At 71.5% G+C, this 24,043-nt stretch carries 19 protein-coding genes and 1 other annotated feature; of the genes, 4 read left to right on the top strand and 15 right to left on the bottom strand.

Annotated features, from left to right (window positions below; translation table 11 throughout):
- Positions 1 to 3: 3 nt before the first annotated feature.
- Positions 4 to 399: a (R)-mandelonitrile lyase gene (locus ACE101_RS16935; protein WP_379131673.1), complete on the bottom strand. Its 396-nt coding sequence runs from the start codon at positions 397 to 399 to the stop codon at positions 4 to 6.
- A gap of 295 nt (positions 400 to 694) precedes the next feature.
- On the opposite strand from ACE101_RS16935, the gene ACE101_RS16930 reads away from it, so the two are divergent.
- Complete coding sequence (locus ACE101_RS16930) at positions 695 to 1,108, top strand: Ros/MucR family transcriptional regulator (RefSeq protein WP_379131670.1); 414 nt, start codon at positions 695 to 697, stop codon at positions 1,106 to 1,108.
- A gap of 65 nt (positions 1,109 to 1,173) precedes the next feature.
- On the opposite strand, the gene ACE101_RS16925 is transcribed toward ACE101_RS16930, so the two are convergent.
- The 3 genes from ACE101_RS16925 to ACE101_RS16915 form a co-directional block, all read right to left on the bottom strand.
- Positions 1,174 to 1,959 carry a hypothetical protein gene (locus tag ACE101_RS16925; RefSeq protein WP_379131668.1) on the bottom strand — a complete coding sequence of 262 codons (786 nt, stop codon included), beginning with the start codon at positions 1,957 to 1,959 and terminating at the stop codon, positions 1,174 to 1,176.
- 909 nt (positions 1,960 to 2,868) lie between these two features.
- Positions 2,869 to 4,122 (bottom strand): replication initiator protein A, encoded by a 1,254-nt coding sequence (locus tag ACE101_RS16920; protein WP_379131665.1) that lies wholly within the window; start codon positions 4,120 to 4,122, stop codon positions 2,869 to 2,871.
- 442 nt (positions 4,123 to 4,564) lie between these two features.
- Positions 4,565 to 6,049 (bottom strand): SulP family inorganic anion transporter, encoded by a 1,485-nt coding sequence (locus ACE101_RS16915; protein ID WP_379131662.1) that lies wholly within the window; start codon positions 6,047 to 6,049, stop codon positions 4,565 to 4,567.
- Positions 6,050 to 6,112: 63 nt separating this feature from the next.
- Positions 6,113 to 6,168 (bottom strand) — a sequence feature (sul1 is cis-regulatory element that is thought to sense ions involved in sulfur or methionine metabolism; They are found in Alphaproteobacteria).
- 155 nt (positions 6,169 to 6,323) lie between these two features.
- On the opposite strand from ACE101_RS16915, the gene ACE101_RS16910 reads away from it, so the two are divergent.
- On the top strand, positions 6,324 to 7,754 hold the full coding sequence (locus ACE101_RS16910; RefSeq protein ID WP_379131659.1) for an SNF2-related protein: 1,431 nt from the start codon (positions 6,324 to 6,326) through the stop codon (positions 7,752 to 7,754).
- A 244-nt stretch (positions 7,755 to 7,998) separates the two neighbouring features.
- Here the strand turns inward: ACE101_RS16910 and ACE101_RS16905 are convergent, their stop codons facing one another.
- The 7 genes from ACE101_RS16905 to ACE101_RS16875 form a co-directional block, all read right to left on the bottom strand.
- Positions 7,999 to 10,065 carry a 3-hydroxybutyrate oligomer hydrolase family protein gene (locus ACE101_RS16905; RefSeq protein WP_379131657.1) on the bottom strand — a complete coding sequence of 689 codons (2,067 nt, stop codon included), beginning with the start codon at positions 10,063 to 10,065 and terminating at the stop codon, positions 7,999 to 8,001.
- A 504-nt stretch (positions 10,066 to 10,569) separates the two neighbouring features.
- Positions 10,570 to 12,045 carry a methyl-accepting chemotaxis protein gene (locus ACE101_RS16900; RefSeq protein ID WP_379131654.1) on the bottom strand — a complete coding sequence of 492 codons (1,476 nt, stop codon included), beginning with the start codon at positions 12,043 to 12,045 and terminating at the stop codon, positions 10,570 to 10,572.
- A 304-nt stretch (positions 12,046 to 12,349) separates the two neighbouring features.
- Entirely contained in the window at positions 12,350 to 13,279 is a 930-nt protein-coding gene (kce, locus tag ACE101_RS16895; RefSeq protein WP_379131652.1) for a 3,5-dioxohexanoate:acetyl-CoA acetone transferase, read from the bottom strand.
- A gap of 10 nt (positions 13,280 to 13,289) precedes the next feature.
- Entirely contained in the window at positions 13,290 to 14,216 is a 927-nt protein-coding gene (locus tag ACE101_RS16890) for a 3-hydroxyacyl-CoA dehydrogenase (protein WP_379131649.1), read from the bottom strand.
- A 14-nt stretch (positions 14,217 to 14,230) separates the two neighbouring features.
- A complete protein-coding gene (locus tag ACE101_RS16885; RefSeq protein WP_379131646.1) occupies positions 14,231 to 16,753 on the bottom strand; it encodes a branched-chain amino acid ABC transporter ATP-binding protein/permease in 2,523 nt (840 codons plus the stop codon).
- An 11-nt stretch (positions 16,754 to 16,764) separates the two neighbouring features.
- Complete coding sequence (locus ACE101_RS16880) at positions 16,765 to 17,640, bottom strand: branched-chain amino acid ABC transporter permease (RefSeq protein ID WP_379138740.1); 876 nt, start codon at positions 17,638 to 17,640, stop codon at positions 16,765 to 16,767.
- A 94-nt stretch (positions 17,641 to 17,734) separates the two neighbouring features.
- The gene (locus ACE101_RS16875) at positions 17,735 to 18,982 is read right to left on the bottom strand and encodes an ABC transporter substrate-binding protein (RefSeq protein ID WP_379131644.1); all 1,248 of its coding nucleotides are present in this window, start codon (positions 18,980 to 18,982) and stop codon (positions 17,735 to 17,737) included.
- A gap of 130 nt (positions 18,983 to 19,112) precedes the next feature.
- Between ACE101_RS16875 and ACE101_RS16870 the strand changes: the two genes are divergently transcribed.
- Both ACE101_RS16870 and ACE101_RS16865 read left to right on the top strand, forming a co-directional pair.
- Positions 19,113 to 19,838 (top strand): GntR family transcriptional regulator, encoded by a 726-nt coding sequence (locus tag ACE101_RS16870; protein ID WP_379131642.1) that lies wholly within the window; start codon positions 19,113 to 19,115, stop codon positions 19,836 to 19,838.
- The gene (locus ACE101_RS16865) at positions 19,838 to 20,605 is read left to right on the top strand and encodes an SDR family oxidoreductase (RefSeq protein WP_379131640.1); all 768 of its coding nucleotides are present in this window, start codon (positions 19,838 to 19,840) and stop codon (positions 20,603 to 20,605) included. Before ACE101_RS16870 ends, ACE101_RS16865 begins: the two co-directional genes overlap by 1 nt.
- Before the next feature lie 133 nt (positions 20,606 to 20,738).
- On the opposite strand, the gene ACE101_RS16860 is transcribed toward ACE101_RS16865, so the two are convergent.
- The 4 genes from ACE101_RS16860 to ACE101_RS16845 all read right to left on the bottom strand — a co-directional run bounded on the left by ACE101_RS16860 (position 20,739) and on the right by ACE101_RS16845 (position 24,034).
- Positions 20,739 to 21,710, bottom strand: coding sequence for a phosphoribosylaminoimidazolesuccinocarboxamide synthase (locus tag ACE101_RS16860; protein WP_379131637.1), 972 nt, complete (start codon positions 21,708 to 21,710; stop codon positions 20,739 to 20,741).
- A gap of 60 nt (positions 21,711 to 21,770) precedes the next feature.
- A complete protein-coding gene (locus ACE101_RS16855; protein WP_379131634.1) occupies positions 21,771 to 22,778 on the bottom strand; it encodes a zinc-dependent alcohol dehydrogenase family protein in 1,008 nt (335 codons plus the stop codon).
- 64 nt (positions 22,779 to 22,842) lie between these two features.
- Positions 22,843 to 23,229, bottom strand: a complete 387-nt coding sequence (locus tag ACE101_RS16850; RefSeq protein ID WP_379131631.1) for a response regulator — start codon at positions 23,227 to 23,229, stop codon at positions 22,843 to 22,845.
- Between the two features lie 43 nt (positions 23,230 to 23,272).
- A complete protein-coding gene (locus ACE101_RS16845; protein WP_379131629.1) occupies positions 23,273 to 24,034 on the bottom strand; it encodes a ParA family protein in 762 nt (253 codons plus the stop codon).
- Positions 24,035 to 24,043 lie beyond the last annotated feature (9 nt).

Here is a 24,043-nt window from a genome sequence, read left to right as displayed (position 1 = left end):
GCGCTACGGGCGATACTGCGCGTCGGTGACCTGCTCCAGCCAGTCCGCGGCCTTGCCGTCAAGCTTCTCCTGAATGGCGATGTGGCTCATGCCGGTGGTCGCCGTGGCGCCGTGCCAGTGCTTCTCCCCCGGCGGGAACCAGACCACGTCCCCGGGCCGGATCTCCTCGACCGGCCCGCCCTCGCGCTGGGCCCAGCCGCAGCCCGCGGTGACGACGAGGGTCTGGCCGAGCGGATGCGTGTGCCAAGCCGTGCGCGCGCCGGGCTCGAAGGTGACGAGGGCGCCCGCGACCCGGGCCGGCGCGGGCGGGCTGAACAGCGGATCGATCCGGACCGAGCCGGTGAAGTACTCCGCCGGCCCCGCACCGGAGGGCTGCGCACCGGTTCTCCTGATCTCCATCGCGCGTTCTCCGCATCGGCCTGTCATCGACGGCGCAGGGGCGGATTTGTTCCCCGGCCCCGGTTGGCCGGGGCGGCCCGGCGCAGGGATGGGCGCCGCCCCGTATTCGTGCAGCGGCCCCCCGCCTACGCCCTGCGATCGACCGCGCCGGCCCTACGGTTGCACCGAGTGAAGCGGTGTTTTCGCTCCGATTCACGCAAGTGTGTGTGGCGCCGCCTTGACGATGTTACCATTCCACCACTACCGCGAGCGAGCCCGGCATTCGGCCGGGTCCTGATAACCAGGACAGACCAAAGTGTCAGAAGAAAACCAAGGCCGTCAGGCCCACCTCATCGAGATCACGAGCGATCTCGTCGCGGCCTACGTCGCCAACAACTCCGTGCCGGTCTCCGCCCTGGCGGATCTGATCAGCGCCGTGCATGGGTCGCTGACCGCGCTGGGCCGGCCCGCCGCGCAGCGGCCCGAGCCGCTGGTCCCGCCGGTGCCGATCAAGAAGTCCGTGACCCCGGACTACCTGATCAGCCTCGAGGACGGCCGCCGCTACAAGTCGCTCAAGCGCCACCTCAACACCCGCGGGCTCACCCCCGAGGAGTACCGCCGCAAGTGGGGGCTCCCCCTCGACTACCCGATGGTGGCGGCGAACTATGCGGCGCAGCGCTCGCAGCTCGCCAAGAGCATCGGCCTCGGGCGCAGCCGCACGGCGGCCTGAATTCGGCCCGTCGCGGCGGCGTCATCCGCCCGGCGGAACGGCCGCGTGCCGCTCCGCCGAGACGCTCAGGGCTTCGCCGCCGCGATGGCATCGAGCAGGAGGGGCTTCGCTCCCTCCCGGCGCAGGATCGCGGCCGGGATCACGACCGTGTCGGCGCAGGCCTGGACCGCGTGCGGCAGGTCGAACGACAGGGCGAGCCCGCCCTCGCGGGCATCGGGCCACGCCATCATGGCGGGCGGCCCTCCGGAACTCTCCGCCACGATCTCCCGGCAGCCGTCATCGTCCGCATCCGCGGCCGCGGTCCCGGCAGCCGGCTTGGCCGCGGATTTGGGCCGGTACTGCGCGAGATAGAGCGCGTGGAGGCGCTTCGAGGCCAGGGTGACCATCCGGGTCCCGTCCATGCCCGTGGCGAGGGCGACCTGCCCGGTCAGGGCGGACGGGAGCAGGCCGGTCCAGTCCACCGGCGCGCCGCTCACGAGGTCGTAGACGATCGCCATCGTGCTCACGTTCGGATGCGCGCCGCCGCAGAACGCGTTGTCGGTGATCGCGTAGCTGAGGAAGCGCGGGCCGCGCATCGGCACCGAGACGCTGCGCTCCCAGGAGGCGTTGCGGCCGCCCTCCTTCCGGCACTCCGCGGCCGCCTTGCGGACCTTGGCGTCGAGACGGGCCACGGCGGTGTTGATCGCGATCTCCGCATCGTCCCGCGGCGCGGCGATGCGCGGCAGGGCCGCGACGTCCTTGGCGGGTGCGGGCGGCACTTCCAGGCGCACGGGCGCCTCGCCGGCCCGGATCGGGGCGGCCGGGCCGAGGAGCAGGAAGAGCGCTCCGAGGAGGCGGACGAGGCGGAGCATGGACGAAGGTCTCGGGCCGTGGCTGACCTGTTCTGGAACGGCCGCAGACCCGGTCGAGTCAAGGACGGCTCCCGGCCTGTGGCGAGTCGCACACCGCAAAGCGGCCCTCCGGAGAGGAATCCGTAACCTGGATCGCTCAGAATCGACCAGTCTTGTTGATCGTTGTGACTCGTTGTTGATTCGCCTGCCGAATCCTGAGCAGCCCCGCGATTCGGGTTTTGTCGGTGTTCTTCCCAAATCGACTCGAGATCACTGCCGAAGGCGTTTTGAATCTGTTTTCCTAGTTTTAGAATCTAAGTTTTAGGTCCGGATCCGCTCGTGACGTCAAAGGCTTAAGCCGCGATTCGCGGATCGAAGTACGGCTTTGACGGATCGAAATACGGCTTTGACGGATCGAAGTACGGGAGTGCCGGGATCGAAGTACGGCGATCCCTGACGGAATCCCGGGACTTATCCACAGATCGGCCGCTTATCCACAGGCGCCTTCCGCTGCGCCGGGGCGGGAGCCGGCTGCCCGGTTTTGTCATCGCGGCGCGGACCGAAGTACGGCCTTTCGGTCAGACGGGGCGCGCGGCCGGCTCGCGGCGGGGAGCGGTTTTGTCAGACGGGGGCGGACCGATGTACGGCGTCCTGACCAAAATCCGGCATCCCCAGCTTCCGGAGTCCCATGTACGGGATTTTTGTCAAAGATCCGCGGACCGAAGTACGGCGTTTTTGGCAGGCTCGCGGCGCTTCGCGCGCTGGGGGATCGCGGCGGGGAGCGGTTTTGTCAGACGGGGGCGGACCGATGTACGGCGCCCTGACCGAAATCCGGCATCCCCAGCTTCCGGAGTCCCATGTACGGGATTTTTGTCAAAGATCCGCGGATCGATGTACGGGGTTTTTGGCAGGCTCCCGGGCCGCCGGCCTTCAGACCGGGGGCGCCTCGCCCGCCGCCGGGGCCTCGCCCGCCGCATCGCGCCGCACGGGCCGGCGCCGCATGCGCAGCACCGTCGAGCGTTCGCTCTTCTCCAGGATCAGGTCGTAATCGGGCAGCGGGCTGAGCTGTGCGTCCTGCACGATGTCCTCCACCGCCTGACGGAACTTGTGCGGCGGCAGCTTCGAGCCGGAGCGCTTGTGCAGTTCGGGCAGGGAGTAGCGGGCCTCGGTCTCCCCCGCCGCCTTGCGCGCGAGGCGGTAGATGAACTTCGCGATCGGCCGGTTGATCAGGAAGTAATCGGCGTTGAGGGTGAGGATCGTCGGCTTGCCGTCCGGCTTGACGATGCCCTCGTAGACCCAGTTCGGGATCTCGATCTCGATCTGGTCGATGCGGTCCTGGGCGGTGCGGCTCACCACCTTGTAGCGGCCGATGAGCGGGAAGGACTGCGTCTCGCGGCGCTTGCCCCCGTGCAGGTTGGTGATCTTCACGCGCGTGGCCTGGAGCCGGTCGAGGGCGCGTTCGAGGTCGAGATACTGCTTGCCGCCGAGGTCGCGGCGGCAGAACTTCAGGATCTCCGCCGCGGCCGGGCGGTAGATCCGCCCCGGCAGGTTGGGGCGCCGCCCCTTCGCCTCCTCGATGCGGTAGACGCGCACCGCCTCGGCGAGGTGCGAGATCATGTTGATGACGATGTCGTAGTCGTAGGCGGTGGCGAGCCCGACCTCGGCGCCGCCCTCGATCGTGATGATGGCGTCCTTGAGCTCGTAGCGGATGATGCCCTCGCCCGCCGTCTTCGACAGGGCGAAGGGCGCGACGTCCATCAGGTTCATGTCGTCCTTGATGGGGGCGTCGAACACCGCCGGCACCCAGAACATCAGCTGGGCATCGGCGTCCGGGGGCGGGCGGGTGATCGGGCGCGGCCCGCTGCTCGCGGCCGCCTTGCGGTTCTCGGGCAGCTCGTGCTCGATGACCTTCTGGACCTCGTCGGCGCGGATCGCCTCGGCCATGCGGTCGAGGGAGTGGCGCATGCCCTCGTCCTCGATCTCCTCCCGCTTGAGGTCGGCGAAGGAGCGCCGCATGTAGAAGCGCCGCAGACGCGACAGCGCGTCCTTCGACAGCGGCACGTGCTCCTCGCCCCGTACCTTCATGACGCGCTGCGCCACCTCCTGAAGGTAGGCGTTCTTCTCGTGCAGCGAGAGTGCCGCGAAGTCCTCGCGGCTCTTCAGGTTGAGGCGGACCCGGGCCATGCCGGACTCGTATCCTGCCTGAGGCCCGCAGGCACCGACTTATTCACAGGAAAGACCGCGCAAGACCGGATGGGCGCATGACCGTGGCCGCACGAGCACGGCTGACGCTCCCCGCGACCGGTCGATCATCCGTTCCGGGACGGTGTGACCGCTGCGGGCCGGCGCGGCCCAGGGCAAAGCATGCGCGCCACGCATACCTGCATGGATGCCAATAAGGGTGGTTTTGTGCGCTGCATCATGGGAGAAGCATCTCGCACCCCGCGGCGGCGTCGCGGTCGTGCTGCCCTCTATGGGCGTTTCCTCCCTAGACTTCGGGCCGCTCCGCAAGGGCGGCCTTTTTTCTGTCCGGAGTCAAGCTTAGCGGCTCGCCGCCGGGCGGACAAGCACGATTTTGCATCGTCGCCCGGCGGGTTGCATTGTCGTGCGCGGCTCGGCCGCCGCCTCAAGGCGCGGAGAGCGAGGCCGCGTCGTCGGCCTTGTCGTGGGTGGCGAAGCGCTCGACCATCGTGGCGCTCGCCGCGTTGAGCCCGACGATCTCCACCCTCCTGCCCTGGCGCCGCGCCTTGACCACGACCCGGTCGAGAGCGCCGATGGCCGAGATGTCCCAGAAATGCGCGGCATGGACGTCGATGACGATCCGCTCCACGGGTTCGAGCCCGTCGATGGCCTCCGCGAAGGTCCCGGCCGAGGCGAAGAAGACCTGACCGCTGACCCGGTAGGTCCGCGTGCGCCCATCCGCCGACAGGTCCGAATCGACCCGGCTCAGGCGCGAGACCTTGCCGGCGAAGAACACCCCCGACAGGAGCACGCCCGCGAGCACGCCGAGGGCGAGATCCCTGGTCGCCACCACCACCGCCACGGTGGCGAGCATCACGGCCGAGGAGGGCAGCGGGTTGGTGCGCAGCCGGGCGACGGAGCGCCACGAGAAGGTGTTGAGCGAGACCATGATCATCACGGCGGTGAGCGCCGCCACCGGCACCAGGGCGAGGAGATCCTGCAGCGCCACGAGGAGGAGCAGCAGGAAGGCGCCCGCCACCAGGGTCGAGAGCCGGCCGCGCGCGCCCGACGAGACGTTGATGACCGACTGGCCGATCATCGCGCAGCCGCCCATCCCGCCGAAGACGGCGGAGGCCATGTTGGCGAGACCCTGACCGACGCATTCGCGGTTCTTGCTGCTCGGCGTCTCGGTCATGTCGTCGACGATCTGCGCGGTGAGCAGGCTCTCCAGCAGGCCGACCGCCGCCAGCGTGACGGCGTAGGGCAGGAGGAGGCGCAGCGTCTCGAAGGAGAGCGGCACGTCGGGAAGCGCGAAGCGCGGCAGCGCCGTGGGCAATTCGCCGAGATGCGCCACCGTGCGCACGTCGAGGTGGAAGACCGCCGTGATCGCCGTCAGCACCGCGATGGCGACGAGGGGCGAGGGCACCGCCCGGGTGAGGCGCGGGACGCCGTAGATGATGGCGAGCCCGAGCGCGATCAGGCCGTAGGTGGCGGGGGTCACCCCGGTCAGCTCGGGGAGCTGGGCGAGGAAGATCAGGATCGCCAGGGCGTTGACGAAGCCGGTCATCACCGATTGCGAGACGAAGCGCATGAGGCGCCCGAGCTTTAGGACACCGGCGATGATCTGCAGCACGCCCATCAGGATGGTGGCGGCGAAGAGGTACTGGACCCCGTGCTCGCGCACGAGATCGACCATGACCACGGCGGTCGCCGCGGTGGCGGCCGAGATCATGGCCGGGCGCCCGCCCGTGAAGGCGATGACGCAGGCGATGACCACGGAGGCGTAGAGCCCGAGCTTCGGGTCGACGCCCGCGATCACCGAGAAGCCGATGGCCTCCGGGATGAGCGCGAGCGCGACGACGATGCCGGACAGGATGTCACCGCGCGGGTTCGCGAACCACGCGCGGGCGAGTTTGGACGGATTGTGCATGGGAGAGACGTCGACAGGAGACGCGCCTCCGCGCGAGCGGCGGATGGGAGCGGATCTCATGGGCGTGGTCCGGCGGATCGGCGGCCGGAAGAGCCACCCGGGCTTGCACCGGGTCCAGGCGATTGGTGGCAAGGTTAGCGAGGTCCGTGTTGCGGTGCAACACGGACGCATCGTCGCGCGGAGGGCGGATGGGACGGCGAGCGACTCCTCGGCCCTGCGCCCGCTATAGTCCGGCCCATCGCCGTCCCGCCCGATCCCCTCCCCTCACGGTGCCATGCCCGATCCGACCGGCCCGACCTTCGTCCTGCGTCCCCATCAGCGCGCGGCCCGCGACGCGATCCTGGCCGCCCGCGCGGAGGGCCGGCCGGGCTTCCTGCTCGGCGACCTCACCGGGCTCGGCAAGACGCTCTCGGTCTGGGCCGCGCTCGCCGCGATGCCGGAGGCGGAGGTGCTGATCGTCTGCCCCAAGGGCGCCCTGCCGCAATGGCGCCGGACCATCGCGGGGGCCTGCCTGCCGCCGAAGGCCGTGACGCTGATCAACTACGAGCGCACCAAGTCCCTGTTCGCGGCGCCGGAGGGCAGCACCCGGCGCTCGACCCGCGCGCGCAACAACGAACTCGCCCGGGAGGGGCGGCCGAAGCGGACCTGGCCCCTCGTGGTCTTCGACGAGGCCCACCGGCTGCGCAACCCCTACGCGCAGCAGAGCATGGCCTGCCGCCAGCTCGCCGACCGGGCCCTGTTCGCGATCTACATGAGCGCCACGGCCGGCCAGTCGCCGCACGAACTCTCCTATCTGGGGCGCCTGCTCGGCCACGCGGCCGGGCGGCCGACCGAGACCCTGGCCGATTTCCGCCTGCTGATGCGCGGCCTCGGGATCGGGCGGGCCAAGGGGCGCTGGGTGAACTGGTCCTGGACCCCGAACGAGCGCGACCGCGCGGTGATGGCCGACCTGCTCTACCGGGGCTCGCGCGCCATCGGCCTGCGGCGGCGCCCGGCGGATGTCGCCGGCTGGCCGGAGGTGCAGCGCGAACTCGCTCCCACTGCCCTCGCCCCGGCGGAGCGCCGCCTCTACGACGCGACCTGGCGCGAGTTCCGCCGGGAATTCGGGCTCGCGGGGGGCTCGACCCGGCGCCCGAGCGGCTGGGCAGCGGATCTGCGCTTCCGCCAGAAGGCGAGCCTGCTGCGGGTCGCCGGCACCGCGGCCTTTGCGGGCGACCTCCTGGCGGCGGGCGAGCAGGTGGCGGTCTCGGTGGCCTTCCTGGAGACCGGCGCCTTGCTCGCCGCGACGCTGCGGGGCCAGGGCTGGCGCGTCGAGGCGATCGACGGGACGCGCCCGGCCGAGGCGAGCGAGGAGGCCCGCCTCGCCTTCCAGCGCGGTGAGGCCGACGTCGTCGTGTTCACGGTGACCGAAGCGATCTCGCTGCACCGGGGCGAGCTGCCGGGCGGCGAGGCGCCCCGCTCCCTCGTGGTGCACGACATGCGCCACAGCGCGATCCAGCTCCAGCAGATCGAGGGCCGCTGCCACCGGGACGGTCAGCACGCGGTGATCTACTACGCCTACGCGGAGGACACGGTGGAGGAGGCGATCGCCGCCACCGCCGTGGCGCGGCTCGCCGCCATGGAGGGCATGGCCGGCGACGACACCGCGCTGGCCGACGCGATCGGCGCCGTCCTGGCCGGGGCGGCGCTGGACCGGGCGGCGTGATCCGCTTTCCGAAAGTGATCTTCCGGAAACCGTATCACGAGCCCGCGCGGCGCCTGAGCGAGGCCGGTTTCCGCATCGCGAAGCGATCATCCGGAAACCGTATCAGCCATCGCCGAGCCATCAATCGGACATCGCATGAGACCTCAGCGGAGCTGCATCGCGCAAGTCTGCCGAGGTCCTTGGTTTCGCATCATGGTCGCCGCGAACCGGTGACGGCTTCGGCCGGCGGAATGATGCGCGAGCCTCAATCGGGGATGCGCAGCTGGCCGTTCGCGAAGGTGATCCGCGCGGCGGGCGGGGGCGCGTCCGCGATCGGCGGCACGTTCGCCGTGGTGATCGGCGTCAGGCCCGCGCCGCGCGGAACCGTCTCCACCACCTGGCTCGGCGGCAGGGGCCGCTTCTGGCGCAGATGCGCCTCCATCAGGTCCATCGCCTGGATGAAGTAGCGGTGGAGCGGGATGTAGGCCGCCGCGTAGCCCGGGAAGGCGTTGAAGGCGTCGAGGTGATGCGCGTTCTTGATCTCGTAGTAGCGCAGCGAGTCCCCGCCCTCGGTCACCGCGTTCAGGCCCACATAGGCGCGCGAGGTGTGGTTCGGCGGCAGGATGCCGTCGTTGCGCCCGGTGACGAAGATCGCCGGCACGCGCCGCAGCCGCCCGCTCGCGAGGATCTCGCGCACGCCGGCGGCCACCCGCTCGGCCTGCCCCCGCGCCGGGCCGGTCAGTGCCGTACCGGCCGCCGGATCCCGGCCCGTCGCCAGCCCCCGCAGGCAGAGCGCGCCGTCGAGATTCTGGCCCGGCGTCGAGATCCGGTCCTCCTTCGGCCCGCCCGGCGCCGCGTTGTTGATGAGGGCGAGACCCCCGGTCGGCGGGATGCCGTTGCTGGTCCCGAAGAGCTGGGCCGCGGCGGCGGGGGCGAGCGGGGACGGCGTCGGGCCCGCCGCGAAGCTGTAGGCGCAGAGATTGTCGGTGACGCCGAAGCGCCCGTAGGCGTTGGCATAGGTGACCGAGATCGACTGGGGCACGTAGGAGGCCCAGTAGCCCGGCTGGACGAGGTTCTGCTCGCGCAGGATGCCGGCGGCGTTGATGAGGCCCTGCGCCTCCGTCTGCTGTGCGGCGAGGTCGGCTCCGGCGAGCAGCCCCTTCGCGTGCAGCTCGGCGCAGCGCGCGGCGCTCGCCTGCCCGCCGAAGCCGGTGGCGGCGTTCTCGGGCGCGCCGCCGGCGCAGCCCTGGAAGACGTTGACGAGGGTGATGGTGTCGATGAGCGGGCGGCTATGCGCGGTGAGCGGTGGCCCGCCGCCCTGCACGATCGCGAAGGCGGAGGAGTAGCGCGGGTTGACGTTCGGCTCGCCCACCGCGAGGCCGTCGATCAGGCCCTCCTCGTCCTCCTCGACCGCGCGCACGGAGGCCCCGCCGCCATTCGACACGCTCGACGCGATGACGATCGTGTTCCGCTTGGTGATCCGCACGCCCCGCCGGCCGAACCTGTCGTTCAGCACGTCGAACGCGAAGGCGATGGAGCGCAGGACGTTGCGGCCCCAATCCTGCTCCGGGTTCAGTTGCGAATGCGCGTGCTTGACCGCGAAGCGATAGGGGTTGGCGGCGACGTAGGCGGTGCGCTGGCTGTCGGAGAGCCGCGCGATGAAGTTCGCGTCGGCCCGCGCGCCGCCGGCCGGGGCGCGCTCGCCGCGCAGGCGGTTGACCGTGTCGAGCTGCAGGTCGTGCGCGCCCGTGCCGGTGCCCTTGTCCGTGTAGGCGACGGCGCAGCCGTGCTTGAGCCCCCATTCGCCGGCCGTGGCGATCGCCCCGTAGACCCCGCGCGAGCCCGAGGACGGGGCCGCCACGATGCAGCCCCGGGCGGGATCGTAGCTGTCGGGCACCTGCACCATCAGGGTGACCCGCGCCCGGCCGCCCTCGTCCCGCTCGTAGGCGATGATCTCCTCGCCGGCGATCTTGCCCTCGTCGCCGGTGACGGTGCCGTCCGCGCGGACGTTCGGGCCGTAGAGGGTGCCGTAGCCCCCGCCCGGGGTCATGTCGACCAGGGCGCGGTAATTGGAATAGATCGCCAGCCGGCGCAGCTCCTCGGCGGTCGGCTGCAGGGGATTGGCGAAGCTGGGAGCCGGGCCGGCCAGCCCCGACTTGCCGAGGCCGGCGGTCAGGAGGTCGTTGCTGGTCCCGTCGTAGCGGGTCCGGACGACGGTGCCCTCCGGACGGCCGGGCCCGTGCCCATGGTCGTGCCCGGATTCCGCGGCGGCGGCGCAGAGGCCGAGCGCCGTCGACGTGAGGCACGCCGCGGCGAATGGAACGCTCCTCATCTCTCCTCCCTCGGGCGCGGTCTCACCCCGTCGCACGATGGCCGGGACGAGGCGGACCGTCTTGATCGGTTCGGCAAATCGGCCCCTGCGCGGAGCCGGGGCGCATCGTGCCCGCCGCCACGGTTGCTGTCCATGGGCCGTGCGGGGTGATGGTGAAGATGGGTTGGACAGACGATCGAAGTGTGCCGGCTGAGGAAGCCGGGATCAGGCTGTCATCGGTGCTCGATGGTTGCTTGACCGCGGGCCTGCAATGCGGGATCCGGCAGATCAGGAAAGGTGCGTATGGAGACGATCCCGCCCCTCGGCATGAGCTGGCCGCCGGCTGCGTCGACCGCGACGGTTGCGCCACGCGGCACCGCCTTCTGAGGATGAACACAATCAGAGAGTTAGAGACGCTCTCGATTGAGAGTTGTGACCTCCATGATTGATCCGGCCGATCGAGGCAGGTCGGTTGATCCGCCGGAAGCCGGCGGCCGGATCGACCGGGGCCGCCCCGCCGCGTGCTCAGGCGAGCTTGCGGGCGAACTGCGCCATCTCGCTCACCGAGGCGCCGACCTCCCGGGCCGCCGCATCGATCGCCCGCGCGCTCCGGCGGACGCGCTCCACGCCGTCGGCGGCCGTCTGCATGTTGTGCGAGACCGTCTGCGTCCCCGCGGCCTGCGTGGTCACGGCGGAGGACACCTTCACGGAGATCTCGCTCATCTCCTGGATCGCCCCCGTCACGGTCTCGAGGGCGCGCACCGCGGAGCCGGTCGAGCCCTGCACGGCGGCGATCAGCGAGCCGATCTCCTCCACTGTGCGCGAGGACTGGCCGGCCAGCGCCTTCACCTCGGTGGCGACGACCGAGAAGCCCCGCCCGGCCTCGCCCGCCCGCGCGGCCTCGATGGTGGCGTTGAGGGCCAGAAGGTTGGTCTGCTCGGCCACGGCGCGGATCGCCGTCACCGCCTGGCCGATCCCCGCGGCGGCGTGCTGCAGGCCCGTCACGATGGTGCGCGCCTCCTCCGCCTGGGCCACCGCCGCCTCCCCGGCCGCGCGGGCATCGGCCGCGTGCCGGATCAGGTCGTCGAGCGAGGCGGCGAAATCCTGCGTCCCCGCGGCGGCGGATTGCACCGTGGCGGCGGTCGCGTCGGCGGCCTCGGCGGTGTCGGAGACCTGGGCGGCCACGTTCCCCATGGTCGCGTCGATCTGCGAGAGCCGGGCCTCGATCGCCGCGAGCGCCTGTTCCCGCTCCCGGCGCTGCCGGACGGCGGCCGTGGTGTCGGTGGCGTATTTGACGATCTTCGCCGGACGGCCGGCGGCATCGAGGACCGGGCTGTAGACCGCCTGGAGCCAGATCTCGCGGCCGCCCTTGCCGAGGCGCCGGTACTCGCCCGCCTGATGCTCGCCGCGGGCGAGGCGCGTCCAGAACTCCCGGTAGGCGGGGGTCTCGCGCTCGGCCGGATCGACGAACAGCCTGTGGTGCCGGCCCCGGATCTCGTCGAGCCCGTAGCCCACCGCGCCGAGGAAGAGCGGATTGGCGGTCAGGATATGGCCCGTGAGATCGAACTCGATCGCCGCCCGCGAACGCTCGACCGCCTCGATCTTGCTCCGGTAATCGGCGTCGACGCGCTTGCGCTCGGTGATGTCGGCGGCGAACTTGACGATCTTCACCGGCCGGCCGCCGCGCCCGAGAACCGGGCTGTAGCTCGCCTGGAGCCAGATCTCGCGGCCGCCCTTGCCGAGGCGGCGATACTCCGCCGTCCGGTGCTCGCCGCGGGCGAGGGACGCCCAGAAGTCCCGGTAGGCCGCGCCGTCATGCTCGGCCGGATCGACGAAGAGGCGGTGATGCCGCCCCTTGATCTCCGCCAGCGTGTAGCCGACCGTGCGCAGGAAGAGGTCGTTCGCCGCCAGGATCGTCCCGTCCGTCGAGAAGGCGATGATCGCCTGGGAGCGGTCGAGCGCATCAAGCAGCGCGGCGGTGTCGCGGCCGAAGAACCACATGCAATCGTCCTGGCAACCGGTGTCGGGGCGCGGCCCTCAGGAGAAGCCGCACACGGGGTCGGATCCCGGGCCGCCGCGTCGGGCGGTGGACCGTCCTCTCGTGTGGAACTCTATCGCGCGCAACCATGAACGTTTGGTGTGCGGCCAGACTGAAAACCGGACATGACCTTGAGAAAGCAGGCTTGTTCTGTAGTATCAGTCCGGTTTTTCAACCTCAGGTAGCGGTAATTCGCGAGTGCAGGGAGGGGGAGAGTCTCTCCCGCCGGGCCGCCACGACGCGGCGGCCCGGCGGTCCGTGGTCCCGTCAGAAGCCGACGCGGTCGCCGCCCTTCAGCCCGAGGATCGAGCGGGCGTCGTCCGGCGTCGCGATCTCCAGGCCGAGCCCCTCGATGATCTGGCGCGCGCGCGTCACTTGGTCGGCATTCGATTCCGCGAGCTTGCCGGGGCCGATCCAGAGGGAATCCTCCAGCCCGACCCGAACGTTGCCGCCCAGCGCGGCGGCCTGGGCGGCGATCGGGAGCTGATTGCGGCCCGCGCCCAGCACCGACCAGTGATAGTCGGTGCCGAACAGCCGGTCGGCGGTGCGCTTCATGTGCGCCACGTCCTCCGGATGCGGGCCGATGCCGCCGAGGATCCCGAACACGCTCTGCACGAAGAAGGGCGGCTTGATCACGCCCCGGTCGGCGAAGTGGGCGAGCGTGTAGAGATGGCCGATGTCGTAGCACTCCACCTCGAAGCGGGTGCCGTTCTCGGCGCAGGTGGTCAGGATGTGCTCGATATCCGCGAAGGTGTTCTTGAAGATGCGGTCGCGCGAGCCGGCCAGATAGGGCTCCTCCCAGTCGTGCTTGAAGGTCTTGAAGCGCTCCAGCATCGGGTAGAGGCCGAAATTCATCGAGCCCATGTTGAGGGACGCGACCTCGGGCTTGAGGACCGAGGCCGGGGCGAGGCGCTCGTCGATGCCCATGGTGGGGGCGCCGCCGGTGGTCAGGTTGATGACGCAGTTCGAGCGCTGCTTGATCACCGACAGGAAGGGCTGGAACGCCTCCGGGCGCTGGTCGGGCTTGCCGGTCTGCGGGTCGCGGGCGTGCAGGTGGACGATCGCCGCGCCGGCCTCGGCGGCGCCGATCGCCGCCTCGGCGATCTCCTCGGGCGTCACCGGCAGGTGGGGCGACATCGAGGGCGTGTGGATCGCGCCGGTGACGGCGCAGGTGATGATGACTTTGCGGGCTGCCATGGGGTGCCTTTCAGGTCTGGGCGCGCTTGTGCGCCATCAGGGCGGCGAGGCGCGCATCGCGGCGGCGGGCGCGCTCGTCGGGGCTTGCCGGGTCCGGGCCGCCGTTCCAGGCGTCCGCGATCCGGCGAAGGCTCTCCGCGTCCCAGACCTCGGGCGGGGCCGGGTCGGCGGCGAGACGGCGGTAGAACCCGCCGTAGCGGGCGGCGTAGTCGGACACGCCGCCCGGAGCGTTGAGGTCGATGGTGGCGAAGGGGCCGAGGAAGGACCAGCGCAGGCCCAGGCCCTCCGCCACGGTCCGGTCGAGATCGGCCGGGCTGACCACGCCCTCGGCGACGAGGCGGAAGGCCTCCGACAGCACGGCCCCCTGAAGGCGGTTGAGGACGAAGCCCTCCACCTCCTTGTGCACGGTCACCGGCACCTGCCCGGCCGCGGCGTAGAGGGCGCCGGCGCGCGCGATCACCGCCGGATCGGTCCAGGGCGCGCCGCACAGTTCCACCACCGGCACGAGGTGGGGCGGATTGACCGGGTGCCCGACGAGGCAGCGGGCGCGGCCCGGCAGATCCTCCGTGAAGCGCGAGGCGACGATCGCCGAGGTCGAGGAGGCCAGGATCGTCCCGGGCGGGCAGAGGGCGTCGAGTTCGGCGAAGAGGGCCTGCTTGGCCTCGACGGTTTCCGGCCCGCTCTCCTGTACGAGCGCAGCCCCCGCCACCGCCTCCGCCAGGGTGGGGACGCCCTGCACCCGGGCGAGGATGGCCGGGACGTCCTCCACGAGGCCGTGGGCGGCGAGCTGGCGCAGCGCCTCCGCGATGTGGCCGGGGGCAGCGGCGAGCGCGGCCGGATCCCGGTCGGTGAGGCGGACCGCGAAGCCCGCGCGGGCGAAGACGACGGCCCAGGAGCGGCCGATCAGGCCGGCTCCGACAAGGGCGACGGTGGGCATGGGAAACTCTCCGGTCACAGCCACAGCACCTTGCGGCGCAGATCGAGGTCGTCGCGCAGCGCCCGCGAGGGGCCGACATGCATCACCCGGCCGCGCTCCAGGGCGACGGTGCGGTCGGAGAGCGCCAGCGCGAGGTCGAGATTGTGGTCGACGATCACGATCGAGACCTCGCGGCGCAGGGCGTCGAAGGTCTCGAACAGGCTCTCGACCACGGCGGGGGCCAGCCCCTCGAAGGGCTCGTCGAGGAGGAGCACCCGCGTGTCGCCCGAGAGCGCGCGGGCCACCGCCACCATCTGCTGCTCGCCCCCCGACAGGTAGTCGGCAGCGGTGCGCCAGCGCTCGCGCAGGCGCGGGAAGTAGGAGAGGATGCGCTCCTCGTCCCAGTGCACGCCGTTGCCCGTGCGCCGCCGCAGCCGCCCGAGTTCGAGGTTCTCCGCCACGCTCATGCCGGCGAAGAGCCCCCTCCCCTGCGGCACGTAGCCGATGCCCGCCCGCGCGATCGCCGCGGCCGAGCGCCCGTCGAGGCTCTCGCCCGCGAGGCGGATCCGGCCCGCCGCGTGGGGCGCGATGCCCGTGATGGTCTTGAGGCAGGTCGACTTGCCGGCGCCGTTGCGGCCGAGCAGGGCGATGATCTCGTTCTCGTGCACGTCGAAGGTGACGCCGTTGAGGATGTGGCTCTTGCCGTAGAAGGTGTCGACGCCCTCCAGCGACAGGAGCGTGCGGGCTCCCGCCGCGCTCGGCCGGGGCTTGGCCGCCATCGCCGCCGTGCCCGAGCCGATATAGACCTCCTGCACGGCCTTGCTGGAGCGGGCATCCTCCACGGTGCCGTCGACGAGGACGCGGCCCTCGTTCATCACCGTCACCGCGTCGGCGATCTGGAAGACGCGGTCGATGTCGTGCTCGACCATCAGCACCGGCACCTCGGTCGAGACGCGCTTGATGATGTCGCCGATGCGCCCGCGCTCGGCCGCGGCGAGGCCGGCGAGCGGCTCGTCGAGGAGGAGCACCCGCGGCTTGGTGGCGAGCGCCACCCCCATGTCGAGGAGGCGCTGGCCGCCATAGGAGAGCGAGCCGGCCTCGGCGCGCTCCAGGCCGGCGAGCCCGAGCCAGCGCAGGATCTCGGCCGTCTCGGCCACCACCTCCCCGCGACGGCGGGCATCGCCCCAGGGGTCGAAGCGGCCGGGATGCCGGCCCTGCACCGCGAGGCGCACGTTCTCCTCGACGGTCAGCGCCGGGAACAGGTTGGTGATCTGGAAGGAGCGGCCGAGGCCGGCCTCGCAGATCCGCTCCGGGGCCATGCCGGCGATCGAGCGCCCCTCCAGGGTGACGTCGCCGGTATCCGGGCGGAACATCCCGGAGATCAGGTTGAAGGCGGTGGTCTTGCCGGCGCCGTTCGGGCCGATGAGGGCGTGGAGCGTCCGGTCGCGCACCGCGATCGAGACGTCCTCCACCGCCTTGATGCCCCCGAAGCGCTTGGAGATGTGGTCGGCGGCGAGGATGTCCCCGGCGACCGCGCCCGCCGGGCGCAGGAAGTCCGGCAGGTTCTCCGGGGCGCCGGCCTTGCGCCCGGCCATGGCCGCGTCCTCGGTCGGCGCGGGGCGGATCAGGCGCAGCACCCGCCGCCCGATGCCGACGAGGCCGTCCGGCGAGAACAGGATGAAGCCGATGAACAGGAGGCCGAACCAGAACAGCCAGTCGCCGGTCCAGATCGAGAGCAGCTCGCGGAACAGGATGAAGAACAGGGCCCCGATCGCCGGCCCGGCGAGGCTGCGCATGCCCCCGATCACCACCATGGCGAGGAGTTCGCCCGAGAAGGCGATGCCGAGGGGCTCGGCCGAGGCGAAGCGGTGGGTGAGGACCGAGAGCACGCCCGCGAAGCCCGTGACGGCGGCCGAGACCGTGAAGGCGAGGAGCTTGTAGCGGGTGGTGGGATAGCCGAGGAAGCGCGCCCGCTGCTCGTTCTCGCGGATCGCCTCCAGCACGCTGCCGACCGGCGAGCGGCGCAGGCGTGCGAGGCCGACCAGCACGGCGAAGCCGCAGGCCGCCACCACCCCGTACCAGAGGCCGGATTGGCCGAGGTCGAAGCCGAACAGGGTCGGGCGCACCACGCCGCCGAAGCCGCTCTCGCCCCCGGTGAGCGCCGTCCAGCGATAGGCCACCGTGAAGGAGAGGGCCGAGAGGGCGAGCGTCAGGAGCGAGAAGTAGACCCCGCGCCGCCGCAGGATCAGCAGGCCGAGGAGCACGGCGGTCAGGGCCACGAAGGCGAGGGCGAAGAGCGCCGGGGCGATGAGGCCGCCGGGGAAGAAGGCCCGCTGGCTGATCGCCGCCGCGTAGGCGCCGAGCCCGAAGAAGGCGCCGTGGCCGAAGGAGACGAGGCCGGTCTGCCCGACCAGGATGTTGAGGCCGAGGCAGGCCACCGCGAAGACGACGACGTCGGTGGCCGAGGTGAGGGTGAGCCCGATCGCCTGGAGTCCGAGGGGCAGGACGATGAGGGCGACGGCGAAGGCCGGGAGCGTGAACCGGTCCGTGCGGGTCATCGGGGGCTTTCCTACTCGAAGCGCAGGATGCGCTCGCCGAACAGCCCCCGGGGCCGGACGAGCAGGATGAGGGCCATGAGGGCGTAGATCGCGGCCTCGGCCAAGCCCGGATAGACCAGGACCATCAGGCCCCGCACGACGCCGACGATGAGCGCCGCCACGACGACGCCCCAGAACGAGCCGAGCCCGCCGATCACCACCACCACGAAGGCTCCGGTGAGCACCTCCGCGCCCATGGCCGGATGCACGCCGGTGATCGGGGCGAGCATGACGCCCGCCAGCGCCGCGAGGCCGACGCTGATGAAGACCACCGTCGCCATGTAGGGCTTGAGCGAGATGCCGAGCGCCGCGACCATGTCGGGGTTCTGCACGCCCGCCCGCACCACGCGCCCGAAGGTGGTGCGCTGGAGCAGGTACCAGACGGCCGCGACGGCGATCACCACGGCGGCCAGGATGGTCAGGCGGTAGCGCGAGAGCAGGAAGTCGCCGAGGAAGATCTGCCCGCGCAGGGCTTGCGGGATGCCGAAGGGCAGCGGCGGCGCGCCGAAGATCATCCGCAGCGCCTGCTCGGCCACCATGGCGAGGCCGAAGGTGAGGAGGAGCGAGAGGATCGGGTCCGACCGGTAGAAGCGGCGGAACAGCACCCGCTCGACGAGCAGCCCGATGATCCCGACGAGGACCGGCGCGGCGACGAGCGCCCCGCCGAAGCCGAGGCTCGGCGCGAGCACGATGGTGAGATAGGCGCCGATGGCGAAGAACGCCCCGTGCGCGAGGTTCACGATGCCCCCGAGGCTGAAGATCAGCGACAGGCCGAGCGCGATGAGGAGGTAGATCGCGCCGAGGAAGAGGCCGTTCACGACCTGCTCGACGGCGAGGGTGAGGAGCATCACGGCGGCAGGCTCCGGGTGGTGGGAAATGGAGCGCGGGATCCCCTCTCCCACCCGGGAGAGGGGGAAACGTCCGAGCCGTCGGCCTGTTGGCTCACCCCGGCATGGTGCAGGCGGCTTCCTCGGCGGTCGGCGCCAGCACCTCCAGATCCTCCTGCGGTCCCGGCAGGGCCGGCGAGGACGAGAAGATGTCCCACTTGTCCTTGACCTTGTCGGCCGGGAGCGCCGTGATGGCGTACATCTCGCTGATGAGCTGGTGGTCGCGCGCGCGGAAATAGCCGGGGCGCGGCTTCAGCACGTCGAACTTGGCGCCGCCCTCCAGGTACGAGACCAGGGCCGGCCCTTCCGTCGACTTCGCCTCGCGGATCGCCTGGGCGACGATCTTCACGCCGTTGTAGTCGCCCCAGGCCTGGTTCTCGGGCGGCTTGCCGGCCTTCTTGGTGAAGGCCGCCACGAAGGCCTTGGCCGAGGGCGTGTCCACCTTGTGGTGCCACAGGCAGGGCCAGGTGCCGGCGAAGTTGCCCGCGCCCGCGCCCCAGGCCAGCGCCGTGTCGAAGCCGAAGCCGGCGACGGGGAAGGGCAGGCCGTACTCGGCGTATTGCTTGAGGAAGTTGGTGATCTGGTTGCCGGCAAGGTTCGAGATCACGAGGTCGGGCTTCGCCTGCCGGATCTTGATCAGGTAGGCGGAGAAGTCGGTGGCGTCGGTGGGCACCAATTCGTCGGCGGCGAAGCTGCCGCCGTTGCCCTGCATGAACACCTTGGCGACGCGCAGGAGATCGTGGCCGAAGGCGTAGTCGGCGGTGAGGGAGTACCACCGCTTGCCCTTGACCAGCCCGTCCTGGACCAGCGAGCGGCCGACCGCCTTCACGTACATCGAGTTCGCGCCCTCGATGTGGAACATGTAGCGCTTGCAGTCCTGGCCGCGCAGGGCGTCGGAATTGGCGCCGGTGTTGAAGAAGGGCACCCGCCCGCGCTGGGCCACCTGCCCGATGGCGAGCGCCGAGGCCGAGGAGATCTCGCCCACGATCGCCACGACCTTGTCGCGCTCGACGTAGCGCTCGGCCTTGCTCGACGCGGTCTGCGGGTTGACCGAATCCTCGGTGAGGAGTTCGACCTTGCGGCCGTTGATGCCGCCCGCGGCGTTGATCTCCTCGGTGGCGAGCTGGGCCGCGGCCACGGCGTACTCGCCGAGGGGGCCGAGGAAGCCGGTGCGCGGCGTCAGGTGGCCGATGCGGATCGGCCCCTCCTGCGCGCGGACGATGGCCGGCATGGCGAGCGCCGCGCCCGCCGCCAGCGTGCCCTGCACGAGGCTGCGGCGCGTCGGGTTCATCCCCTGCGTCATGGTGTGCGTCCCTGCCCTCGGAATCCGTCACGGTCGGTTGGCTTGCCGTGATCTGTGATCACACTTAGGGTGGCATCAAACCGGATGCCTGTCGAGCCCTCGCGCCGCGGGACGGATGGGGCAGGATCCGATGAGGGATGCGAGCGCCGTGGACGGAGCCATCGCCCGGATCGGCCGGATGGAGCGCGCGACGCTGGGCGACCGCGTCTACGCGGAGCTGCGCGGTCTGCTGATCGCCGGGGACCTCGCGCCGGGCGAGCGCCTGTCCCTGCGCCGGATGGCCGATCAGCTCGGCACCTCGATGATGCCGGTGCGCGAGGCGGTGTCGCGCCTCGCGGCGGACCGCGCCCTCGACGTGCTGCCGAACCGCTCCGTGCGCGTGCCGCTGATGGATGCGGGCCAGTTCCGCGAGCTGACGCGGGTGCGCCTCGCCATCGAGGGCTTCGCCGCCGAGGAGGCGGCCCGGGCGCGCGGCGAGGCCGACCTCGCGGCGATGGCCGCGCACGACGCCGTGTTCCGGGCCGAGGCACGGGCCGCGGCGCCGGATTTCGAGCGGGCGGTGCGGGCCAACAAGGAGCTGCACTTCGCGGTCTACGCCGCGGCGGGCCTGCCGACGCTGCTCGCGATCATCGAGGGGCTGTGGCTGCGCATCGGCCCGGTGCTGAACCTCGACATGCGGGTCTCGGGCCAGCGCCTCGCGGAGGGGGCTGCGGAGCGCCACCACGCGCGCCTCATCGCGGCGATCCGCGACCGCGACGGGCCGGCGGCCCGGGCGGCCCTCGTCGCCGACATCGCGGAGGCGGCGGCCTTCATCGCCGGAAGCGGACGGCTGCCGGACGACCAGGGGAGAGAGTGATGGAGATGGAACTCGGGGGCCTGCGGGTCCTGGTGACGGCGGGGGCCGCGGGGATCGGGCTCGAGATCGCCCGCGCCTTCCACGAGGAGGGCGCGCGGGTGCATGTCTGCGACGTGGACGACGCGGCGCTCGCCGTCCTGCCGCCGGGGATCACCGGGACGCGCACCGACGTCGCCGACCGCGCCGCGGTCGCGCAGCTCTTCGCGGAGGCCGAGCGCGCCCTCGGGGGCCTCGACGTGCTCGTGAACAATGCCGGCATCGCCGGACCCACCGGCCGCGTCGAGGACATCGACCCGGAGGATTGGGAGCGCTGCCTCGCCGTCTGCCTCACCAGCCAGTTCAACTGCGTGCGGCTCGCCGTGCCGCTCCTGCGGCGCAGCGCCAATCCGTCGATCGTCAACCTGTCCTCGGCGGCGGGACGGTTCGGCTTTCCCCTGCGCTCGCCCTACGCGGCGGCGAAGTGGGGCGTCATCGGCTTCACCAAATCCCTGTCGCGGGAACTCGGAGCGGACGGCATCCGGGTGAACGCGGTGCTGCCCGGCATCGTGGCCGGGGACCGGCAGCGCCGGGTGCTCGAAGCCCGCGCCCAGCGGCGGGGCCTGAGCTTCACGGAGGCCGAGGCCGAGGCCTTCGCGGCGGCCTCGATCAAGGACTACGTCACCGCCCGCCAGATCGCCGACCAGATCCTGTTCCTCGCCTCGCCGCGGGGCCGGACCATCTCGGGCCAGGCGCTCGCGGTGGATGGGGACCTGCAGATGCTGGCGTGAGCGCGGGCGGGGCCGGTCCGGCCCCGCCTCATACGGTTTCCGGATGATCGCTTCGCGATGCGGAAACCGGCCTCGCTCAGGCGCCGCGCGGGCTCGTGATACGGTTTCCGAAAGTGATCTTCCGGAAACCGTATCACAGATAGGCTTGCAGATTGCGGCGGATGCGCTCCAGCGGCGGCAGCGTGAGGTCGGGCAGCGCGAAGGCCTCGCCGGTGATGGTCTCGAAGGCGCGGATATAGACCGCGGCGGTCTCGAGGATCATGTCCGGCGGGATCTCCGGGATCGCGTCCCGGTAGGGGTCGCAGCGCGCCACCACCCAGTTGCGGATGAAGTCCTTGTCGAAGCTCTCCGGGGCGGTGCCGGCGGCGAAGCGCTCCGGGTAGCTCGCGGCGAACCAGTAGCGGCTGCTGTCGGGGGTGTGGATCTCGTCGGCGAGCAGGATCCGGCCCTCCGCATCGGTGCCGAACTCGTACTTGGTGTCGGCGAGGATGAGCCCGCGCCGTGCCGCCAGCTCCTGGCCGCGCGCGAACAGCGCGAGCGCGGTGCGCGACACCGTCTCCCACTGCGCAGGCGTGAGCAGGCCCTGGGAGAGGATCGCCTCGGGCGTGAGCGGGGTGTCGTGGCCCCCCTCCCCCGCCTTGGTGGTGGGGGTGAGGATCGCCTGCGGCAGGCGCTCGTTCGGCCGCATCCCGTCCGGCAGCCGGTGGCCGTACATCTCCCGCGCGCCGGCCTTGTACTGGGTCAGGATCGAGGTCGCGGTGGTCCCGGCGAGGTAGCCGCGCACCACGATCTCCACCGGCAGGATGGTGAGGCGCCGGGCCACCACCACGTTCGGATCGGGATAGTCCAGCACGTGGTTGGGGCAGAGGTCGCGCGTCGCCTCGAACCAGTAGCGCGCCGTCTGGGTCAGCACCTGCCCCTTGAACGGGATCGCCGCCAGGATGCGGTCGAAGGCGCTGATCCGGTCGCTGCTGATCAGGATGCGCCGCCCATCGGGCAGGTCGTAATTGTCCCGCACCTTGCCGCGGGAGTGGTTCGGCAGGTCCGGGATGTAGGCCTCCGCCAGGACCCGGTCCGCATGGGGCGCGAGATCCGCCGCTCTCATCTGTGACGCTCCGTCGTGCCGCGGTCCGGGCCGCCCTCCCGCGAGTGCCGCAGACCGGCCTCAGACGTCAACGCAGATCTTGCCGAAATGCCGGCCCGATTCCTCGTGGCGGAACGCCTCCGCGAGGGCTTCGAGGCGGAAGCTGCGGTCGATCACCGGCCGCAGGCCCGTCGCTTCGAGGGCGCGCACGAAATCCTGCTGGTGGCGGCGGCTGCCGACGATCAGCCCCTGCAGGCGCACCTGCTTGACCATCATGGCGGCGGTCGGCACCGCGCCGCCGCGCCCGGTCAGCACGCCGATGAGCGAGATGTGGCCGCCGTTGCGCACCGCCGCGATCGATTGCGGCAGCGTGCCGGGCCCGCCGACCTCGACCACGTGGTCGACGCCGCGCCCGCCGGTCCAGCGCAGCACCGCCTCGCCCCATTCCGGCGTGGTGCGGTAGTTGATCAGGTGGTCGGCGCCGAGCGAGCGCACCCGTTCGAGCTTGGCGTCGGAGGAGGAGGTCGCCACCACGGTGGCGCCCATCGCCTTGGCGATCTGCAGGGCGAAGATCGAGACGCCGCCCGTGCCGAGGACGAGAACGCTGTCGCCGGCCTTGAGCCCGCCATCGACCACCAGGGCGCGCCACGCGGTCAGCCCGGCGGTGGTCAGGGTCGCGGCCTCCGCGTGGCTGTAGCCGCGCGGGGCGCGGGTGAACCAGGAGGCGGGCGTGACCACGAATTCGCGGGCGTAGCCGTCGACGCCGTCGCCCGGCACGGTCGAGAAGTCGCCGGAGGTGGGCGGCCCGTCGAGCCAGAGCGGGAAGAAGCCCGAGACCACCGCGTCGCCGGGGGCGAACTCGGTGACGCCGTCGCCCACCGCCTCGACGAGGCCGGCGCCGTCCGAGAGCGGGATGCGGCCCGCGAAGCGGGAGCCTTCGGCGCTGGCGACGCCGTAATCGTGGTAATTGAGCGAACTCGCGTGGATCCGCACCCGGATCTGGCCCGGCCCGGGTGCGCCGGGATCCGGCAGATCGGTGGTCTCCAGCCGGTCCAGTCCGCCTCCGGTCCCGATTCTGACAGCGCGCATGTCCGCCTCCCGGTTTCCGCCGAGATAGGGCGGCGCGGGCAGCCGGCCATCACGGCGCCCCGGATCAGGCCGCCGAGCGCTGCAGGGCGGGGGCGACCTGCTTGATCACCCCCAGCAGCGGCCCCGGCTGAACCGGCTTCACCAGCCAGCCGGTGGCGCCGGCCTTGCGCGCCTCGTCCCGCTTCTCCTGCTGCGATTCGGTCGTCAGCATCAGCATCGGCGTGAAGCGGGTGGCGGCGAGCTTGCGCAACTCCTGGATGAGCTGGACGCCGTTCATCCCGGGCATGTGGTAGTCGGTGATCACGAGGCCCGGCGCGAGGCCGCCCCGCACCTTCTCCAGGGCGGCTTCGGCATGCGGGCAGCGCTCGGTCGCGTAGCCGCTCCGGGACAGCATGTCCGACATGCTCGCCAGCATCGTGGGCGAATCGTCGACGAGAAGGATCGTGCTCATGATGACGGATACTCCGTGAGGTGGTGAGGGCGCCGCTCCCCGATCAATGCTGCATGACCCGAAAGCAGACGTGGTCGCACAAGGCTTCGAAATCGACGACGGACCGGGTTCTCGGCTTGTGATACTTGACGGGCCGGTGCGATCCGAAGGCTTCCGCGAGGGCGATGTCGGGGCGGATGCCGGCGAGCAGGCGGGTCTCGCCGAACCGCTCGGCGAGGCGGGCGCGGGTCTCGCGCTGCATCGTGACGCGCATGTCGACCTGGACCGGCAGCAGGCTGATCCCGGTCAGGCGCGGGTTCAGGGTCGCCGCCACGCGCACGTAGGAGCGCGCGAACTGCCCGACGCCGTCGACCGCGAGATGGTGCAGCAGGGTCGGCACCAGCACGTGATCGGCGGCGGCGAGCGCGGCGACGAGGAGCGCGTCCGCGGAGGGCGAGGTGTCGATCAGCACCGCGTCGTAATGCGCGCGCAGCGGGTCGAGCGCCCGGGCGAGGGAGGCGGGCGCGATCGGCTCCGGGCCGACCTCGAAGCCGCGGTCGGCCGGCGCGAGGTCGATGTTCGGATAGGGGGTGGCGCGGACCGCCCGGGCCAGGGCGGGCGCCCCGCCCCGGAAGGTGTCGTGGACCGTCGGCTCCCCCGGGCCCGGGCGCAGGCCGAATCCGAGCCCGGCATGGCCCTGGGTGTCGAGGTCGAGCACCAGCACCCGCCGCCCCCGCGCGCCGAGTTCCGCGGCGAGGTTGACGGCCGTGGTCGTCTTGGCGGTGCCCCCCTTGCGGTTGGAGACGGCGATCACGGCGGCGGTCATGGGGCGTCT

Source organism: Methylobacterium carpenticola (genome assembly GCF_042748905.1).
Lineage (GTDB): Bacteria > Pseudomonadota > Alphaproteobacteria > Rhizobiales > Beijerinckiaceae > Methylobacterium > Methylobacterium carpenticola.
This window is presented reverse-complemented; position numbering and strand designations above follow the sequence as displayed.

Excerpts from the sequence above, each read along its gene's own strand:
- ACE101_RS16845 (WP_379131629.1), bottom strand. The coding sequence starts at position 24,034 with ATGACCGCCGCCGTGATCGCCGTCTCCAACCGCAAGGGGGGCACCGCC.
- ACE101_RS16875 (WP_379131644.1), bottom strand. The coding sequence starts at position 18,982 with ATGACGCAGGGGATGAACCCGACGCGCCGCAGCCTCGTGCAGGGCACG.
- ACE101_RS16920 (WP_379131665.1), bottom strand. The coding sequence starts at position 4,122 with ATGGCCCGGGTCCGCCTCAACCTGAAGAGCCGCGAGGACTTCGCGGCA.
- ACE101_RS16880 (WP_379138740.1), bottom strand. The coding sequence starts at position 17,640 with ATGCTCCTCACCCTCGCCGTCGAGCAGGTCGTGAACGGCCTCTTCCTC.
- ACE101_RS16850 (WP_379131631.1), bottom strand. The coding sequence starts at position 23,229 with ATGAGCACGATCCTTCTCGTCGACGATTCGCCCACGATGCTGGCGAGC.
- ACE101_RS16865 (WP_379131640.1), top strand. The coding sequence starts at position 19,838 with ATGGAGATGGAACTCGGGGGCCTGCGGGTCCTGGTGACGGCGGGGGCC.
- ACE101_RS16855 (WP_379131634.1), bottom strand. The coding sequence starts at position 22,778 with ATGCGCGCTGTCAGAATCGGGACCGGAGGCGGACTGGACCGGCTGGAG.
- ACE101_RS16885 (WP_379131646.1), bottom strand. The coding sequence starts at position 16,753 with ATGACCCGCACGGACCGGTTCACGCTCCCGGCCTTCGCCGTCGCCCTC.
- ACE101_RS16905 (WP_379131657.1), bottom strand. The coding sequence starts at position 10,065 with ATGAGGAGCGTTCCATTCGCCGCGGCGTGCCTCACGTCGACGGCGCTC.
- ACE101_RS16900 (WP_379131654.1), bottom strand. The coding sequence starts at position 12,045 with ATGTGGTTCTTCGGCCGCGACACCGCCGCGCTGCTTGATGCGCTCGAC.
- ACE101_RS16915 (WP_379131662.1), bottom strand. The coding sequence starts at position 6,049 with ATGCACAATCCGTCCAAACTCGCCCGCGCGTGGTTCGCGAACCCGCGC.
- kce (WP_379131652.1), bottom strand. The coding sequence starts at position 13,279 with ATGGCAGCCCGCAAAGTCATCATCACCTGCGCCGTCACCGGCGCGATC.
- ACE101_RS16860 (WP_379131637.1), bottom strand. The coding sequence starts at position 21,710 with ATGAGAGCGGCGGATCTCGCGCCCCATGCGGACCGGGTCCTGGCGGAG.
- ACE101_RS16870 (WP_379131642.1), top strand. The coding sequence starts at position 19,113 with ATGAGGGATGCGAGCGCCGTGGACGGAGCCATCGCCCGGATCGGCCGG.
- ACE101_RS16890 (WP_379131649.1), bottom strand. The coding sequence starts at position 14,216 with ATGCCCACCGTCGCCCTTGTCGGAGCCGGCCTGATCGGCCGCTCCTGG.
- ACE101_RS16925 (WP_379131668.1), bottom strand. The coding sequence starts at position 1,959 with ATGCTCCGCCTCGTCCGCCTCCTCGGAGCGCTCTTCCTGCTCCTCGGC.
- ACE101_RS16910 (WP_379131659.1), top strand. The coding sequence starts at position 6,324 with ATGCCCGATCCGACCGGCCCGACCTTCGTCCTGCGTCCCCATCAGCGC.
- ACE101_RS16935 (WP_379131673.1), bottom strand. The coding sequence starts at position 399 with ATGGAGATCAGGAGAACCGGTGCGCAGCCCTCCGGTGCGGGGCCGGCG.